The sequence below is a fragment of the Bacteroides coprosuis genome, from assembly GCF_020741705.1.
Taxonomy (GTDB): Bacteria; Bacteroidota; Bacteroidia; order Bacteroidales; family Bacteroidaceae; genus Bacteroides_E; species Bacteroides_E coprosuis.
This window is the reverse complement of record NZ_DYYK01000012.1, coordinates 1-15881: the sequence shown is the minus strand read 5'-3', so window position 1 is coordinate 15881 and position 15881 is coordinate 1. Positions and strand designations below refer to the sequence as shown.

Annotated in this window: 14 protein-coding genes; 3 read left to right on the top strand and 11 right to left on the bottom strand. The window is 37.6% G+C overall.

Annotated elements, in window-relative coordinates; translation table 11 throughout:
* Window positions 1-630 (top strand): ABC transporter ATP-binding protein (locus K8V80_RS00575; protein WP_276774597.1); only part of this gene is annotated, 630 nt, incomplete at its 5' end.
* A 72-nt stretch (window positions 631-702) separates the two neighbouring features.
* Here K8V80_RS00575 and K8V80_RS00570 read toward each other — a convergent pair.
* Together K8V80_RS00570 and K8V80_RS00565 are read right to left on the bottom strand one after the other, a co-directional pair.
* Window positions 703-2034, bottom strand: a complete 1332-nt coding sequence (locus tag K8V80_RS00570; RefSeq protein ID WP_276774594.1) for a sensor histidine kinase — start codon at window positions 2032-2034, stop codon at window positions 703-705.
* Between the two features lie 11 nt (window positions 2035-2045).
* Window positions 2046-3416 carry a sigma-54-dependent transcriptional regulator gene (locus K8V80_RS00565; RefSeq protein WP_276774591.1) on the bottom strand — a complete coding sequence of 457 codons (1371 nt, stop codon included), beginning with the start codon at window positions 3414-3416 and terminating at the stop codon, window positions 2046-2048.
* 294 nt (window positions 3417-3710) lie between these two features.
* On the opposite strand from K8V80_RS00565, the gene K8V80_RS00560 reads away from it, so the two are divergent.
* Window positions 3711-3974 carry a hypothetical protein gene (locus K8V80_RS00560; RefSeq protein ID WP_006745068.1) on the top strand — a complete coding sequence of 88 codons (264 nt, stop codon included), beginning with the start codon at window positions 3711-3713 and terminating at the stop codon, window positions 3972-3974.
* A gap of 515 nt (window positions 3975-4489) precedes the next feature.
* Here K8V80_RS00560 and K8V80_RS00555 read toward each other — a convergent pair.
* Window positions 4490-7729: a S41 family peptidase gene (locus K8V80_RS00555; protein ID WP_276774585.1), complete on the bottom strand. Its 3240-nt coding sequence runs from the start codon at window positions 7727-7729 to the stop codon at window positions 4490-4492.
* Between the two features lie 194 nt (window positions 7730-7923).
* On the opposite strand from K8V80_RS00555, the gene K8V80_RS00550 reads away from it, so the two are divergent.
* Window positions 7924-8802 (top strand): hypothetical protein, encoded by an 879-nt coding sequence (locus K8V80_RS00550; protein ID WP_276774582.1) that lies wholly within the window; start codon window positions 7924-7926, stop codon window positions 8800-8802.
* Here the strand turns inward: K8V80_RS00550 and K8V80_RS00545 are convergent, their stop codons facing one another.
* From K8V80_RS00545 to K8V80_RS00510, 8 genes are all read right to left on the bottom strand, one after another.
* The gene (locus K8V80_RS00545; RefSeq protein WP_276774579.1) at window positions 8803-9585 is read right to left on the bottom strand and encodes a DNA alkylation repair protein; all 783 of its coding nucleotides are present in this window, start codon (window positions 9583-9585) and stop codon (window positions 8803-8805) included.
* 16 nt (window positions 9586-9601) lie between these two features.
* Complete coding sequence (locus K8V80_RS00540; RefSeq protein WP_006745063.1) at window positions 9602-10405, bottom strand: MBL fold metallo-hydrolase; 804 nt, start codon at window positions 10403-10405, stop codon at window positions 9602-9604.
* Between the two features lie 79 nt (window positions 10406-10484).
* The gene (locus tag K8V80_RS00535; RefSeq protein ID WP_006745062.1) at window positions 10485-11867 is read right to left on the bottom strand and encodes an MFS transporter; all 1383 of its coding nucleotides are present in this window, start codon (window positions 11865-11867) and stop codon (window positions 10485-10487) included.
* A 577-nt stretch (window positions 11868-12444) separates the two neighbouring features.
* Window positions 12445-13092: a porin family protein gene (locus K8V80_RS00530; RefSeq protein WP_276774574.1), complete on the bottom strand. Its 648-nt coding sequence runs from the start codon at window positions 13090-13092 to the stop codon at window positions 12445-12447.
* 128 nt (window positions 13093-13220) lie between these two features.
* Window positions 13221-13409 (bottom strand): hypothetical protein, encoded by a 189-nt coding sequence (locus tag K8V80_RS00525; protein ID WP_276774572.1) that lies wholly within the window; start codon window positions 13407-13409, stop codon window positions 13221-13223.
* Between the two features lie 58 nt (window positions 13410-13467).
* The gene (locus K8V80_RS00520; protein WP_006745059.1) at window positions 13468-13791 is read right to left on the bottom strand and encodes a hypothetical protein; all 324 of its coding nucleotides are present in this window, start codon (window positions 13789-13791) and stop codon (window positions 13468-13470) included.
* A 375-nt stretch (window positions 13792-14166) separates the two neighbouring features.
* Window positions 14167-14430: a hypothetical protein gene (locus tag K8V80_RS00515; protein ID WP_006745058.1), complete on the bottom strand. Its 264-nt coding sequence runs from the start codon at window positions 14428-14430 to the stop codon at window positions 14167-14169.
* A gap of 343 nt (window positions 14431-14773) precedes the next feature.
* A complete protein-coding gene (locus K8V80_RS00510) occupies window positions 14774-15283 on the bottom strand; it encodes a PH domain-containing protein (protein WP_006745057.1) in 510 nt (169 codons plus the stop codon).
* Window positions 15284-15881 lie beyond the last annotated feature (598 nt).

Below are 15881 nucleotides of genomic sequence, written 5' to 3'. Positions count from 1 at the left end.
ACGATAGCTCTTAATCATATCAATTTACATGTGCAGCCCAAAGAGTTTGTGGCCATCATGGGACCTTCGGGCTGTGGTAAGTCTACCTTGCTCAATATTCTTGGCTTGCTAGATAATCCTACAACAGGACTGTATAAACTAGACGGTAAAGAAGTTGGACAGTTGAAAGAGAAAGATCGGACAAAGATTCGTAAGGGTAATATTGGCTTTGTGTTTCAGAGCTTTAATTTGATAGATGAAATGACGGTGTACGAGAATGTAGAGTTGCCACTGATCTATTTAAATGTAAAGTCTGCCGAACGAAAGAAACGGGTGGAGGCTGCTTTGAAGAAGATGAATATTAGTCATCGTATCAACCATTTCCCCAACCAGTTATCGGGTGGACAACAACAGCGTGTGGCTATTGCTCGTGCTGTGGTAGCCAATCCCAAACTTATATTGGCGGATGAGCCTACGGGTAATCTGGATTCAAAGAATGGGAGGGACGTGATGGACTTACTTACTCAACTCAATCAAGAAGGAGCAACCATTGTGATGGTAACGCACTCTCAGCATGATGCCTCTTTTGCTCATCGTATCGTGAATTTATTTGATGGTAGTATTGTTACAGAAGTAGCCAACCATCTTTAGTTTTTCCTATCTATATAGTGTTATTAGTGTGCGAAAAGAGGATTAATCAGAGTGTCTGTTAATCCTCTTTTTCTATTTTCTAGGGAAGTAGAGTGAAAAAAGTGTGTATTCTGCCTTCGACTGTAAAGTGATAGTGCCTCCGTGCATACGCATAATATATCTACTGATGCTTAAACCAATGCCAGTACCTTGTTCTTTGGTGGTGAAGAAAGGAATAAAGATTTGGGCAGCAACCTCCTTAGGTATAGGCAAGCCATTATTTCGGATGTGAATGATATCATAGTCTGAATCATGATCTTCAAATGTTATTTCTATCTTTCCATCTTCCTGATGAGCAGTTGCTTCAACAGCATTTTTTAGCAGATTCAGTACTACTTGCAAAAAGTGACTTCTGTCTGCAGTAATGAGGTGAGGAGTATTTTCATCAAAAGAGAACGTAACTGCCTTTGCCAAGCTATTTTCTTTTGTGAGTAAGATGGCTTTGTTTATCAATGCTGTTGCATCAAAAGAGACAGGTTGTGGAGCAGGAATACGAGTAAACTGTCGGTAAGACTGTACAAATTGCAATAGCTCTTTGGCCGTAGTATGTATGGTCTCTAGTCCCTCTGTGAGTATCTCTTTTTCTTCAGAATGAGTCGTGTTTGTTTTGAGATTGAAGAGGAGAGTGTCTGTGAGTGAAGTTATGGGGGCAATAGAGTTCATTATTTCATGAGTCATCACACGTATCAGTTTGATCCACGATTCCATCTCCTTACTATCCAATTCAATATTGATATTATTTAAGATGATAATCTTTATCTCTCCTCGTTGCATCTTCACACGGTCTGCCCTTAAACTCAGTTGAAAGTCGCCTCGTTCCGTATGGACAGTAATCTGCTTGGGTTCTTTACTGGGTTCTAAGTTTTTGAATAGCAGTGGCAGTTCTGAATTAATACTTTGTAGTTGATTCAGGTGAGTTAAGATGGGTAAGCCTAGAAGTTGCTCGGCAGCATGATTAACCGTTTGCACTTGATTCTGCTCATTGAGAATAATGATACCCGTAGATACATTCTCTATCACGATGCTAAAGAAACGTTCTTGCTCTACAATTTCTCGTTTGGTTTGGGCTAGGATATCTTTGATATGATTCATTACTCGGTGTAGCTCTCTTTCACGCATAGAGCCGATATTCTCTTGAAACTTAAAAGCATAATCTCCATTTTCTATCGCATTAAAGAGGAATACCACATTCTTAGTCAATTTGCTATAGAGCTTGTTGATTTGATAAAGTAAAATGAAAAGAAGCAGAATAGCGAATACTCCTATGGAGATAAAGCCATAGATAAAAAGTAAAGGAATTGCTATAGCAGTAGCTATCAAGAGGAATAGATTGGCTCCAAGTTTGTAATCAATTGATTTAAACATCACATCACTCTTTATAGTTGATACTTTTTCATCTTGTTGTAGAGCGTAGGGCGAGTAATGCCTAATTCGCTAGCTACCGCAGAAATATTTCCCTCATTGACTTTTAAAGACTGTTCTATCATCTTTTTCTCCATATCCTGCAAGGTTAAACCGTCCATTGAGGTTTGTGCGAGAGAGGTATCCATTCTTAATATAAAATCATCAGTCTCAAGACTCGGTTTGTCGGAGAGGATAACAGCCTTCTCAATAGCATGCTGAAGTTCTCTTACATTCCCGGGCCAATTGTATTTTTGTAATTTATAGATAGCCTCAGCACAAATATTCATCGTACGGTTGTGGTACTTCTTTGCATATCTATTTAAGAAGAACTGGGCAAGTAGAGGGATATCTTCTACTCTTTCCCTAAGAGGAGGAACTCTCAGTTCGATGGTATTGATACGATAGAATAAGTCTTCACGGAAAGCACCTTCTTTTACTGCCAAAGGAAGATCTGTGTTGGTAGCACAGATGAGGCGGATGTTGATAGGAATAGGTTGGTTGCTGCCTACACGAGTGACAGTGCGAGTTTGGAGTGCAGAAAGGAGCTTGGCTTGCATAGATACATCTAGATTACCTATTTCATCTAAGAAGAGTGTACCTTGGTCTGCCAATTCAAATTTACCTATTCGATCTGCCTTGGCATCTGTAAAAGAGCCTTTGGTATGTCCAAAGAGTTCACTCTCAAAGAGTGTTTCTACAATAGCACCCATATCGACAGTTACCAAGGAGTTGTTTGCCCGAAGCGAGAGGTTGTGTATTTTGCGGGCTACAACTTCCTTACCCGTACCATTTTCTCCCGTTATTAATATATTGGCTGAGGTACGAGCTACTTTGGTTATGATGTTGTGCAGATGTACCATAGCAGGAGATTCGCCCCAACAGATAGATTGTTCGGTGTTTAGCTCGGTGTGAAAAGCTTGCTGACGATCTTTTAGTTGTTGTACCTCTTTGCGAGAATCATTTAGAGCTTTGGCAGAATGAAGTGTTGCCAGAAGTTTAGCATTATCCCAAGGTTTCACTACAAAGTCTGTAGCACCCTCTTTCAGTGCTTTTACGGCTAAGTCTATATCGGCATAGGCAGTAAAAAGAACGATGGGAATATTGGGATTGTATTTCTTTACCTCTCTTAGCCAAAACAAACCCTCGTTGCCCGAGTTTATGCCACTCGAAAAGTTCATATCGAGTAAGATAACATGGGGTTTTTGTTCTTCTATTTGGTGTAATAAGGTGTTGGGAGAGGAGAGTAAAACCACTTTTTCAAAATAGTTGGTCAGTAGTAATTTCAATGCCGTTAAGACATTTTTATTGTCATCTACTACTACTATTGTTCCGTCTTTAGCCATATTCTCGTTATTATCAATTGGGGTATTATTTAAGGCGATTCTATACATCCTCAGAATCAACCTCTAAAGTACAGAAAATCTGATTACCAACCGAAGCAAAAGTCAATTAAAAAGCGAGTTGTAAAGCATTTCTTATCTTTGTTATGCTCTTGCAATTCTTCCTTACTTTAATAGCAAAAGGGAGAAGCTATTAAACAAATATTAGCTAATTATGTTAGTAAGATATTCTTACTTTGCTTATCTTGATACTGAATCAAAGAAGCAAATTATTAATTTTTTAAACAATATACGAAGATGAAAGTTAAAGTTGTATCAACTCCGTTTCCTGAGTTATTAATGCGCTGGAAGAAAGCGAAAGGTGAAGTTGCAGACAAAGCTATATCTTGTGATCAAGCAAAATGTAAAGTAGAGGACATTATGGGTTGCTTGGTTGAAAAAGTTGATTGTAACAAAGGGCAATATTACATTGTTCCTATCTGTAAAGATTGTGCAACACCCGTTTCTAGATATGAAGTAGATGAGAATCTGCTCGTTCATTTTGATAAAAATAAAGCTTAAAAAGGATATTAAATCATAGAACTGTAAGGTGTACAAATATAAAATGTACACCTTTTTTCATTGAATTTGATATAGCCCTAGATACACTTTGACACCGACATGATGATGACATGTCGGTGTCATGATGTGTACATGCCTTAGTCAAAATATTCTCTTGGTTTGATAGAAATGTTTATTCCGTCATTTACAGACGGTAGTAGAGGACTCGCTTTCTTGAAGAAGAGCAAAATAAGGCAAGTTGTTACAAACATATTTCTTTTTTGTAATAACCAGTAAAAAGATGGGGATGGAAGTGTAGATTTAATATCATTATGAAATAAGTTGGGAAAGAGATCAGATCTTTATACTAGACAAAAAAATAAAAGAAGTCATAGGTATTAGTTAAAAGTTAGAAAAGATGCCACTAGTGATAGTCGCGCTTTTTGTAAAACAGTGTCAAAAGGAAAAAAGAGCTAGATGATTGGGGTCATCTAGCTCTTTTCGTTATGGATATCTAGGCCTATGTTGCTTAGATTTTATTTAGTTTGTTCCATCAATTCTTTCACTGCACGTTCCAGCTGTAAGTCTTCACCTTTCAGTTCCGATGCAGGATCGTTGTAGATTTCAATATCGGGGAATAGTTCTTGATTTTCAAGATAATTTCCACGCATATCTTTAACAGCTACCTGAGGAATACCAAATACAATGCTTGGATCAATCTGAGATTCCCACCATACAGCAGTCATAGTACCTGGTACGGGCGCACCAATCAGTTTACCTATTTTTAGCTCTTTGTATAGCCATGGGAATCCATGAGCATTAGAGTAGTTGTCTTCGCATATCAATACAGCCGATGGTTTTGTCCACTTGTTGAATGGATCACTTCCTATGTATTGTCCACGAGGAGCAAATTGCTGGTATTCTTTTCCTGTTAACAAGGTTACCAAGTCGTCGTGCAACCAGCCACCACCGTTATGACGTGTATCTATAACAACAGCATCTGCATTACGGTACCTACCCAGTAGGTCTGAATATACTTGGCGGAAGCTTTCACTATCCATACCTTTCACATGTATATATCCTATTTTACCTCCCGAAATCTTTTCAGCCATCTGACGGCGTTGTTCTACCCAGCGCTTATATAACAACTCTTGTTGTGCTCCTTGAGAGATAGGTTTTATCCATTCTTCTTCTGTTTTAGTAGAAGGTTTTACCTTATAAGAAATCAAAACACGTTGGTTTGCCTTGCCAGCAAGAAGTTGGCTATAATCCTCGCCCTCCTGAATTTCTTTTCCATCAATCTTTAAGATGATAGAGCCTTCTTTGATTTTTGATTTAGCACCACCTAGCGGACCCAAAGGAAGAATTTCTTTGATCTTCAGTCCCTTGCCTTGATAGTCATTGTCGAAGAAAGCACCCAGAACAGCCGTTGGACGAGAAGATCTTCCACCATAATAGCGAGCCCCTGTGTGAGAAGCATTTAATTCACCCAATAGTTCAGATAGCATTTCTGCAAAATCGAAGTTATTGTTGATATGAGGAAGGTAACGAGCATAGTCTGTTTTGTAACCATCCCAATCTACACCATGCAAGTCGGTCACATAGAACTTATCCTTGACTTGTTTCCACACGTGGTTGAAGATGTATTCACGCTCTTGTTCGGGCTTATAATCAAACTGAGCATTCATACTGATAGAAGATACAGCACCCGAAGCAATAGTAATCTTCTTCAGTTGTCCGCCACTCAATAGATATAGGTGAGTACCTGTTTTATCTACTTCTAGTCCACCGCCACCAGCACCTTTTACAAGGATGCGGCTCGATTTCTTTTTTAAATCGTGTACCCAAAGGTCGTATCCTTTTTCAAAGCGAGATAGATAATAGAGCTTATCTCCTTCTTTATTCAAATAAGCATCAGCCAGAGAAGAAGAGTTTGGTGTAAGGCGAATAACCAAATCCTTACGATGATCTAGATCAAACTCCAGATCTTTAACCTTTTCAGGAGTTAAATCTCCTTCTTTTTCTTTTTTCTCTTTCTTATCAGCTTCTTTTTCTTCTTTCTTTATCTCTTTCTTCGTTTTTGTTTCGGCATCGTAAAGAGCCAATTCTTCTTTGCTTAGGCTAAACTTATCATACGCTTCACGGTCGAAGAACATGATGTAGGCATCCATGTGGGCACCCCAGCTACCATGACTACGATATCCTGCACGGTCTGAAAACCAAAGCATAGCTTTACCATCTTGTACAAATCGAGGATTGCCATCCGTATAACCACTCTCGGTAAGGTTGGTCAACTCTCCACTACCATCGGCTTTTACAAGGGCAGCATCCACGTTATTCCATCCTCCAATACCGATGTATTGAGTTAATAACCATTTGCTATCAGGAGCCCATTGAAACCATTGATCTCCATCCGAATAAGAGTAGTTGAATTTTCCGTCTAAGACCGTCTTGCTCTTTTTATTACTTAGATTAAGTACCTTTAGAGTCGTTCTATCTTCAAGGAAAGCTACTGACTTACCGTCTGGAGAATAAAGAGGTTGGAAAGAGGCCTTATCAGAATCTGTTAGCTGCTCTTCTGTAAAGCTTTGTGCATAAATAAACTCTTTCTCATCTTTAATATCTAAGGTAGTTTGATAAATATTCCATGCGCCATTTCGTTCGGCAGCATAAAGCAGTGATCTTCCATCAGGACTAAAACTTACATCCCTTTCTTGCTCGGGCGTATTTGTTATTTGTCGAGTTGTACCATATTCGATAGAGGTAACAAAAATATCTCCACGGATGATAAATGCTATTTCTTTTCCATTGGGAGACACCGACATTTCTTTAGCTCCCGTACGGAAGTTAAAGTGTTTTACAGCAGACTCTTGTTGGTCGGTAATGATTTCAATACTTACTTTTTGAGGTTCAGCTCCCTCACGTAGTGTATAGATTTCGCCATCATACACAAAACATAACACACCTGCTTTACTTTGAGTAAGGAAGCGTACAGGATGCTTTTTGAGATGTGTAAGTTGTTTTTTATCTGAACCATCTAAGTTGCGTTTGTACACGTTAAAAGAGCCATCTTCTTCATTTAAGTAGAAGAATGAGTTTCCGTCAGCAGTCCATGATGGATTACGATCTTCTCCTCTGAAATTAGTCAACTTGGTATAAGTTCTTTCCCCATTCAAATCGCATAACCAAATATCTCTTGCAATAGAAGATTGATGGTGCTTACGCCATGGATCTTCATAGCCTTTCTTATCGTGGTACAGAATTTTGTTTTCTGTGGGGTGGAAAGAGATGTCCTCTAGTGGCATAGAAGAGAACAGAGCCGGACGTTTGCCTTCTGTATCCACTTCATACACTTGAGAAAATGAGGGGAAATGACCATCCTTAACATCTGCCATAATGTTTGCCGTATAAAGCACATGCTCATTATCACGGAATACAATAGGGTATTCATTGGCAGAGTGTGTAGTTAGGCGGGTAGGAGCTCCACCTCTTGATGACATGAGATGAATATCGAATCCACCTTCACGGTTGGAAGCAAAAGCAATTTTATTTCCGTCGGGAGACCACACGGGTTGTGTATCGTGTGCGGGGTGTGTTGTGAGCTGGATAGCCTTACCTCCCGAACTTGGAACTTTGTAGATATCACCCTTGTAAGTGAATGCAATCTCGCTGCCATCGGGGGATATTGCAGCATAGCGCATCCAGAGTGGCGTGTCTTGTGCGCTAGCCCCTACCGCAAAGGAAAGACAAAGAGCACTAAGTAAGAAGTTCTTCATGTTGTTTAGTTATAATTATTGAATGAAACGAATTATCAAATATAGTCAAATAGAGAGGATAAGAAAAATAAGAGATTTGAATACTGACAAAAGACTTGTCTTTTATTTTAACTAGATTTTATTTTGACCATTCGTTTCCTTATTAATAGATTAGTTCTTAATTTTAAAACATTGAATATAAGGAACGATATAAAATGAGAATGAATCACTTTGTGTTTTTGGCTAGTGTAGTTTTATTGTTTGCAGCTTGTTCTAACGATGATTCTTGTGTGGATTTTCTTCCTAAACCCAGTGAGAATCTAAAATCAATAAGTTTTGTAAAGCATTATGACGGAAATGTAGCGTTGTTGGAAAAAGAATCCTTTCATTTCGGTAAGGATGGCACACTTAGCCAATATATCAGTTTGAGAAATACTGCGGGAAAAGAATATGTTTCTACTAGTAATCTTACACGAATAGATACGGTAGCAGATAAGCAAGCACCATATCACTATACCTATGATTCATGGAAGAATAACACCAACCTTTATGAGTCAAGATACTATTTGTCTGATTATCCCTCTGTATGTACTTATGCTTTAAAAGTTACAGCAGGGAGTGAAAATAGTACGCATGCTTTCTTGATGAAATACATCTATATGGATAATAAACCTTATATCAGTGAGATAAGAGATATGGTGCGTAAGACTGAAAAAGAGTATTATCGCTTAGAGTGGGATTATTCCAAATTTAAAGAGGGAGAGATTACCGTGCGCAACTTCCTGATGGATGAGTTGAAATATACGGCTCGACTAACTATAGAGCAAAGAGATAATCTAAATATGGCGGATGTGCAATATCTGGATTATCACCCTATCAATAAGCATTACGAATTGCTGTATAGTGGTTTTCTAGGAACTTTCGATTATGTGATTACCCAACAAGAGTCTGATAATGATTTGTACATACCCAATCAAAGTGCCGATTATACATTCACAAAAGAAGGGTTACCTCTTCAGGTTGTATTAACTTCAGCCAAAGAGGGGAAACAATCTGTTCGTTACAACTTTGAGTACGAGTGGATCAAGGAATAATCACTTGAATGAGCGTAAAGCTCTGCGTACGATGTATGCTGTAGCTTTAGATTGAGGATGATTGAGAGTCCATTGGCTACAAACATCTTTGACCAGCTGTGGCTGAGATTTACTCAAATCGTTTAGCCAGTTGGCAACACTATCCTGAACATACTTAGAGGAGTCTGCTTGTAGGTTTTCCAAGAGAGGAAGAGCTAAAGTAGGCTCTTCTTGAATAAAAGAGAACTGTCTGCACCATACTCCTTTGGGACGAGTAGATTCAGAAGCAAATCTTCTTACATATTCATTTGCATCGGTAGTCCAAGGTAACAGGAGCTTGAAAGCCTCTTCGGGCCGACTGAGAATATCTTCACGTATGGCTATCCACGCTATTTCTCGTACGCCGAAATGATTGTCCTTGGCAAAGGGAAGTATCTGTTGAAGCTTTTCTGCTAGAGAAGCATTGCTTTGTCCCACCATAATGGCTGCCCAGCAGCGAGGAATATCGGCAGGGTGTTCTTGTAAAAAGGTAGATAGCCGATGTCTTTCTACCTCATCGGTAATCTGATAAAGTTGTGTCCCTATCAGCTTGATAAGAGCTAGAGCCGACTGACTTTTTGAACTTTCAATCTGCTCTAATAGGGGTGTATGATAAGAAATGGGGAGAACAGCTTGAAGCAGTTGTCTTTGGTCGATAGCAAGCCATTCTACTAGATTCACTGTAGGTAGTTGCCCCCGATTCAATACTTCAAGTACTGCCGAGGGTATCTCGTCTATCTTTCTAGCTCCTTTGCGGTTCTCCATAAATGCTTATCCTTTATTATTCAAATTCGTATAGTTCTGAGGGCACTGTTCTTTTCAACGGACTTAGTTGAAGTTCTTTACCTAGGATGATATTGTGTTCTCTCAACTTCGATTCCATGGTTTTGTAGGCTAGTTCAGGATGATTATTATCCTTGCTCAAGTGGCAAAGCCATACATACTTCCAATTGGGTTGATAGTTTTCCGACAAGAAGAGGGCTGTATCTGTATTACTCATATGTCCTGTACGACTAGCTACTCTATCTTTTAAGAACTGAGGATACTTACCCATGCGTAGCATTTCATCTTCATAATTGGCCTCTAAAATAAGATAGTTGGCTTTCTTCAAGTAGTGAGCCACAGTAGGTGTAATTTCTCCTAAGTCGGTAGCAAAGGTAAACACCTTGCCATCTATCTCAATGCAATACCCTACATTATCTGTACCATCATGCGGAACCTCAAACGAGATGATGTGAAAATCATTGAGCTCAAAAGGTTGTTCTTTTTCAAGATAACGCACGCAATGCCCCAAAGGCTCGTGCATACACCTATTTTTGCTAATCCCTTCGTGTACTTTTTGTGTGCTGTAAACGGGTATGTTTAGTTTCTCTCCCAAGTGTCCCACGCCCTTTATGTGGTCGGCATGGTCGTGTGTTATAAAAATAGCATGAATCATTTCCATGCCAACATTAATCTCTCTAAGTGCTTTTCTAATGGCTCGGACACTGATCCCTGCATCTATTAGAATGCCATAATTGGGGGTACCCAGGTAATAGCAATTCCCACTACTGCCACTGCCTAGGCTTATAAATTGTACTTTCATTATTACCTTAATTTGAAAAATGCCGCTGAACGAACGGTCATTCAACGGCAAATATACAAAAAATAGGATTGGCTTATCGCTATTTTATCTTTTGCTTATCTAATTTTTTTGTTACCCTTGCAAAAATTAATAGAGCGAATGCTGCTACTAATCCGATAGCTGCAAAGTAGTACCAGATATAATGTGCATTAACCGACGCTGCTTCCCACTCAGCACGGGTTGCAAAGAGGGTAGGGTCTGGACAATATTTACTTAAAAGTACCCCCGAAATACCAAATCCAAAGATAGATGCCAAGAAGGAGTGCAGGTGACTAAATCCTAAATACATTCCCTCTTCTCCCTTGGGTGCTTGCAGTGAAAAATACTCCAAATAGCGAGGAGAAATAAAACACTCTGCTAAAGCCTGAATGCTGATACCAAGCACCATCATGAGTGTAATGTTGCTGATGGTACTAAAGAACTCTACTTTGAATACATTTCCTAGCGACATAACGAGTGCCGAAAGAGGGATTAAAAACATACCGATATTCATGGAGAAGATAGCCGATTTCTTTGCCATTAATCGGGTGATGAGGCTTACCAAGCATACCACAACAAAAGGGTTTACATTGGCTATCCACCCCGGTTTTGCTGTTTCGCCAGCCAGACGGATTACGTATTTAGGCATCGTAGCATAAAGCTGATGTTGTACCATCCAGAAGCCTGTTACGATTAATATCAAGATAAGTAATCTCCAGTTGGTCGTAATTCGCTTAAATCCTTGGAAGATTTCTGACATACTTTTTCCTTCACCAGCTGTTTTGGTTGATTTGTAAAAGAAGTACACCGCAATAAGAGCAGCTAGAGTCATAGCTGCGGCAAAGAAGTTAATATAGATATATGCTTTTTCTCCAACCACACCTCTTAGAGGGTCGATAATAGTTTTCCCTGTAAAAGCTCCGATGTTTACCATCATATAGAAGATAGAGTAACCTTTTGCTCTGTTTTCTGTTGTCGTTTCTTTGGCTACAGATGCAGAGATAATAGATTTAATAAAAGATCCTCCTATCATAATCACAAAAAGCACAGGGGCTATGAGCCAAGGTTCGTTGCTTTGTTGTAATCCGTGAAATACAGTAGTTTCTCCATACTCTACCAAGCCACTAGCTTGAAGTAGACTAGGTAAGATACCCAATCCAAAATACCCTATGGTAAGTAAAGAAAAGGCAATCAGCATAGATTTTCTAAAACCTATTTTGTCGGCATAAGCTCCCGTAAAGATGGGCAGTAAGTAGAGTCCTCCCGAGAATAATCCCGAAATGATACTGGCCTCAATGTCATTAAATCCTAGTATGGTAGATAAATAGATGGTCAGAACGATAAATACGCCATAGTAGGCCATACGTTCAAACAATTCAACAAGGTTGCTCACCCAGAAGGCTTGTGAATAACCCTTAAGCATAGGCTGGTTAGTTTGTGTCATTTTGAGTGTTAGTTACGTTTAATGTCTTAATTTCGGTCGCTAAGATAAGTAAATCTGTATCAGATGCAAAGGTTAGATATTAATTCACCTATCTGTTGTATAACATAAAAAGAAGTTAAAATCTTTTTTGTAAATGTCCCTCTATACTCAAAGATAAAAATGATTCTGGGATGATGCGGTTATAAATCAGATAGATAACTCTATTCAGCTCTGCTGCTATTCTTAAAAAAGTTAACAATACCTGTTTACTGAAATTGGTTAGCAAGGGAGGAGGATGTTTTCTACCTCTTCAGAGTATTTCGGCGTAAAAAGTGAAGATGAATAGCTGTATATTTATCAGATCTTAAATAGAATAATTATGCGCTATTTTGACGCAAAAAGTATGAGCCTGTTTTGACACCGACAAGAGAATGACATGACACCGACATGATGAGTTTTTGACCTAGTTAAAACACTACTTTGACTCTTTCAGAATAATAGCGTAAAAAGAAACGAATTTTTATACAAAGTAGAGATATAAAAAAGAGACTACTTGCAAAAAGTAATCTCTTGTAATATCCTTTACTCAGACTCTCTACTAAAACAGATAACTGAGAGAAAAGAGTAAATTCCTATTTTGAGAATCATCATCAACAGAACTCTTTATAAAGCCCCAGTCGTAGCCAAAGCCAAGTTGAAAGTGATTGCCTAGTTCGGCTCCAACACGAAAACCCATTCCAAAGTCGAAACGCTTATCTCCCGAGCCTGTTTCATATAAATCAACTGATTCCTTATAAGTACCCGAATGGGTTTCTTCTTTACCAAAAAGCCCAACTCCCACATAGGGACCCACACTAGCATATAGACTAACTCCGTGTATGAAAGGATATTTGTATCCTATATGGACGGGGATATCAAGATAATAGCTAGTTCGGGTTAATTCAGAGCCTCCATTTTCATTAGATGGTGTGCCAGCAGGGGGTTGATCATTATTCACATACCAATCTGCCTTATAACCTTTGCCAGAAAACAAGGCACTACCTTCCAAATAGAAAAAACCTTGCAAAGGCAAAATAGCTTTTACACCTCCATGAAAGCCCCACTTAGGGTCTACAGACGAGTAGGGATTATCTTTTATTGTAGATCTACTAGCTCCTATAGTAACACCCCATTGAATAGGATTTATCGCTTGGATAGCATGAGGGATGAGTATGCATAAACAAAAAATAATGAATAGTCTTTTCATGTTGATATTGGGTTATCCCTAAAGATAAATACAAAAGAGATAGGACAAAGTATATTCAACAAATATTTTAGTTCTCTTCTTTTGACTTCGATAGGGATGAGTAGTTCTTTTAGCTTATACATGCAGGGCTAAGACTTTGGTGGCTTAGTCTTTTTTCTATTTCTAATCTGTATGCCTTCGCTCTTTTCGGCAATATCTATGAGAGTATTCAAGGCAAGCTTTTGCAAATTTGCGTGTTCTAGTTCTTTCTCTAATTGCTTAATTCTTAATTCCAATTGGGCTTGCTCTTCTTCTGGAGTCAATTGTTTCTTTTCCATATTCTAGATAATTTGTGGAAATATAGTTATTCTTTTTAGTAATCCCCAAGCAGAGCAACTATTCTCTTTTATAAATTAAACGTAATAACACATAGGTTATCAGTGTACTCACAACAGCAGTGATTAAAATAGGAGTAATAATCTCCATATCTCCCCAATAATTAATAAAAGCATATATCACGATACACATTAATATACCGCCCAAACTAGTCATTAAGTTTTTATTTTGTAAGCGAGGAAATACTCCTATTACTAGGTAATAAAAGAAAGGAGCTACAAAAATATAATCTACATTTAAAAGATTACTATTGAGGGAGGAACCATACATACTAACGATGATGCCCACTGCCATAATCAATAATGCTACAATAAAATTTGTCATAGTCGGTTGGTTTTAAATGAGTTAATGTTCTATACTCAATATAACAAACTTTGTAAAGAAAAGATTATAAGAGCATACTATTTCGTGAAAATCTTTCAACAAAGGTTTAATAAGATAGTTGGGCTAGCCAATACGGATATACAGTATCTTTTAAAATATTGAATAATAGAAATATATAATACTTTTATAAAGTATCGAGTGAAGTAGAATAGAGGGGTAAGACACAAAGAAGGCATCTGTTTTAGAGAGAATTTCTACTTCACAGATGCCTCAAATTTTTTCACACTACATGTCTAGTACTTTTGGGTAGGCTCAATGTTGTTAGTTGCTGAACATACTTTTTGTTGTTTGTAGACTTACAGGAGAATACGTGCGTTATTCCTTATTTTTTCTAACAAAGAACCAATAAGTGTTCTTTGGTTTACGTACAGGCTTCATGCTAGGGATAAGTTTAAGATTCCCCTCTTGATCTATATCCGTCAACACATTGCGCAATGGCCAGCCTGTTTGTTCTTCACTTCCAAATAATCCCAATTCAATGCATAATGGCATTAAATCCTTTGGAATCGCTACATCTATAGCAGGATTACGCTGGAAGAATAAGTTTACTGCTTGATTGATTAATTGAACATTATCCATACTATATAATTTTAAAAGATTAAAAACTGCGATACTTTAATTTGTTATTGGGCTTAATAACAAACCACGTATCTATTTATTTATTGAGTTTAGAGCATAAGCTCTTCTTTATTTTATTAATTATTTGTAATAGTTCTCTATATATAATATAACCAACAAAAACCTTAATTTGTTTAGTGTGAAAAGGCTCATTAGGTGTTAAAAATATCCTTTTAACACTCTGCTATACATGTTATTAAACATAAGTTCTAAATATTAGCTTCAATATGTATTTGAGCTTGTATAAAGAACATGACAAAGCTTAAAGTGTATCACACTTTTGGGTTATTTTTTATAAAAGAAACTACTTCAAAGAACGATTCTCTTCAATCCTTTGAACTAGTTGAAGAGGGTTGTCGCAACTAAATTGATAGGTGTAGTATTGGGTATGCATACATACCAAATTACTGTTATTATTTATATAGAAGCGATGATTCTTCAGATTGGAGTTGAAGTAACGAGGCAAATTCCCTACAACCATATTGGCACCCATAACCTGCAAAGTAGATTCGCTAATTACATCTGCGGCATAAACATCGGCAATGGCCGATAGGGGAATCACAATTTCGGAGAACTGTGTGCTTATTATTACTTCTTGGGCTGTAACAGCCACTTCATTTATCTTTGAACTAAAGATGTACAATCTTAATGCAACTACTGCAAGGAATAAGAAAGAATAGATACCCACAGGTATATAATATTCCTTGAAAACGCTCAAAACCATTAGACCCAACAGAAAGAGGGCTAAAATCGTCAGTGTACCTGTAGTTACTCTGTACACCTTACTAGGAGTTGAGCTAAACCTGTAAATCATAATAGATAAAGGTTTGATATTACACTATTCAATATAGGTATTATTTTGGTGAATAACAAATAGTTACTTAGTTAACTAGTCAATATTTTTATTTATAGAGAAACGATTCAGTTTATGCTCCCTATATGCCTCCATCGTCCCAATGTTCTATCTAATTAATTACCAACCCACTCACTTATTCTGTAATTTTACTTTACTTATTACGAAGGAGTTACTAAATTAGGGGGAAATGCATGTAAAATCTAATTCTATGACTGAACCTAAAAGAATAGAGTATGAGCATACCCTTGAATTATTTTCTCAATCGTAGAAATGGCAGAACACTGTTTCATAAATTAACACATTTTATTCTATTCAAAATTCCTTTGTAATAGTAAAATAGGAGATATGATTTTACTATTAGTGAGATCTTACTACTCTTTCTTTTTCTACAGTGTGTAACTAGTACATATCGTAATACGCACCAATCATAAAATACCACAGCATACCAAGTAGTATAAACGAAAGGGTGTAGAATGTCTTCTTTTTGTATTATAGACTAGTGGTAATGGGTAGTTGCAACTAAAACTTTTAACTCTCTTTGTGTTAATCTTCAAAA

Coding starts and splice junctions, on each gene's coding strand:
- K8V80_RS00530 (WP_276774574.1), bottom strand. CDS start 13,092: ATGAAAAGACTATTCATTATTTTTTGTTTATGCATACTCATCCCTCAT.
- K8V80_RS00570 (WP_276774594.1), bottom strand. CDS start 2,034: ATGTTTAAATCAATTGATTACAAACTTGGAGCCAATCTATTCCTCTTG.
- K8V80_RS00520 (WP_006745059.1), bottom strand. CDS start 13,791: ATGACAAATTTTATTGTAGCATTATTGATTATGGCAGTGGGCATCATC.
- K8V80_RS00510 (WP_006745057.1), bottom strand. CDS start 15,283: ATGATTTACAGGTTTAGCTCAACTCCTAGTAAGGTGTACAGAGTAACT.
- K8V80_RS00555 (WP_276774585.1), bottom strand. CDS start 7,729: ATGAAGAACTTCTTACTTAGTGCTCTTTGTCTTTCCTTTGCGGTAGGG.
- K8V80_RS00550 (WP_276774582.1), top strand. CDS start 7,924: ATGAGAATGAATCACTTTGTGTTTTTGGCTAGTGTAGTTTTATTGTTT.
- K8V80_RS00545 (WP_276774579.1), bottom strand. CDS start 9,585: ATGGAGAACCGCAAAGGAGCTAGAAAGATAGACGAGATACCCTCGGCA.
- K8V80_RS00560 (WP_006745068.1), top strand. CDS start 3,711: ATGAAAGTTAAAGTTGTATCAACTCCGTTTCCTGAGTTATTAATGCGC.
- K8V80_RS00535 (WP_006745062.1), bottom strand. CDS start 11,867: ATGACACAAACTAACCAGCCTATGCTTAAGGGTTATTCACAAGCCTTC.
- K8V80_RS00540 (WP_006745063.1), bottom strand. CDS start 10,405: ATGAAAGTACAATTTATAAGCCTAGGCAGTGGCAGTAGTGGGAATTGC.
- K8V80_RS00515 (WP_006745058.1), bottom strand. CDS start 14,430: ATGGATAATGTTCAATTAATCAATCAAGCAGTAAACTTATTCTTCCAG.
- K8V80_RS00565 (WP_276774591.1), bottom strand. CDS start 3,416: ATGGCTAAAGACGGAACAATAGTAGTAGTAGATGACAATAAAAATGTC.
- K8V80_RS00525 (WP_276774572.1), bottom strand. CDS start 13,409: ATGGAAAAGAAACAATTGACTCCAGAAGAAGAGCAAGCCCAATTGGAA.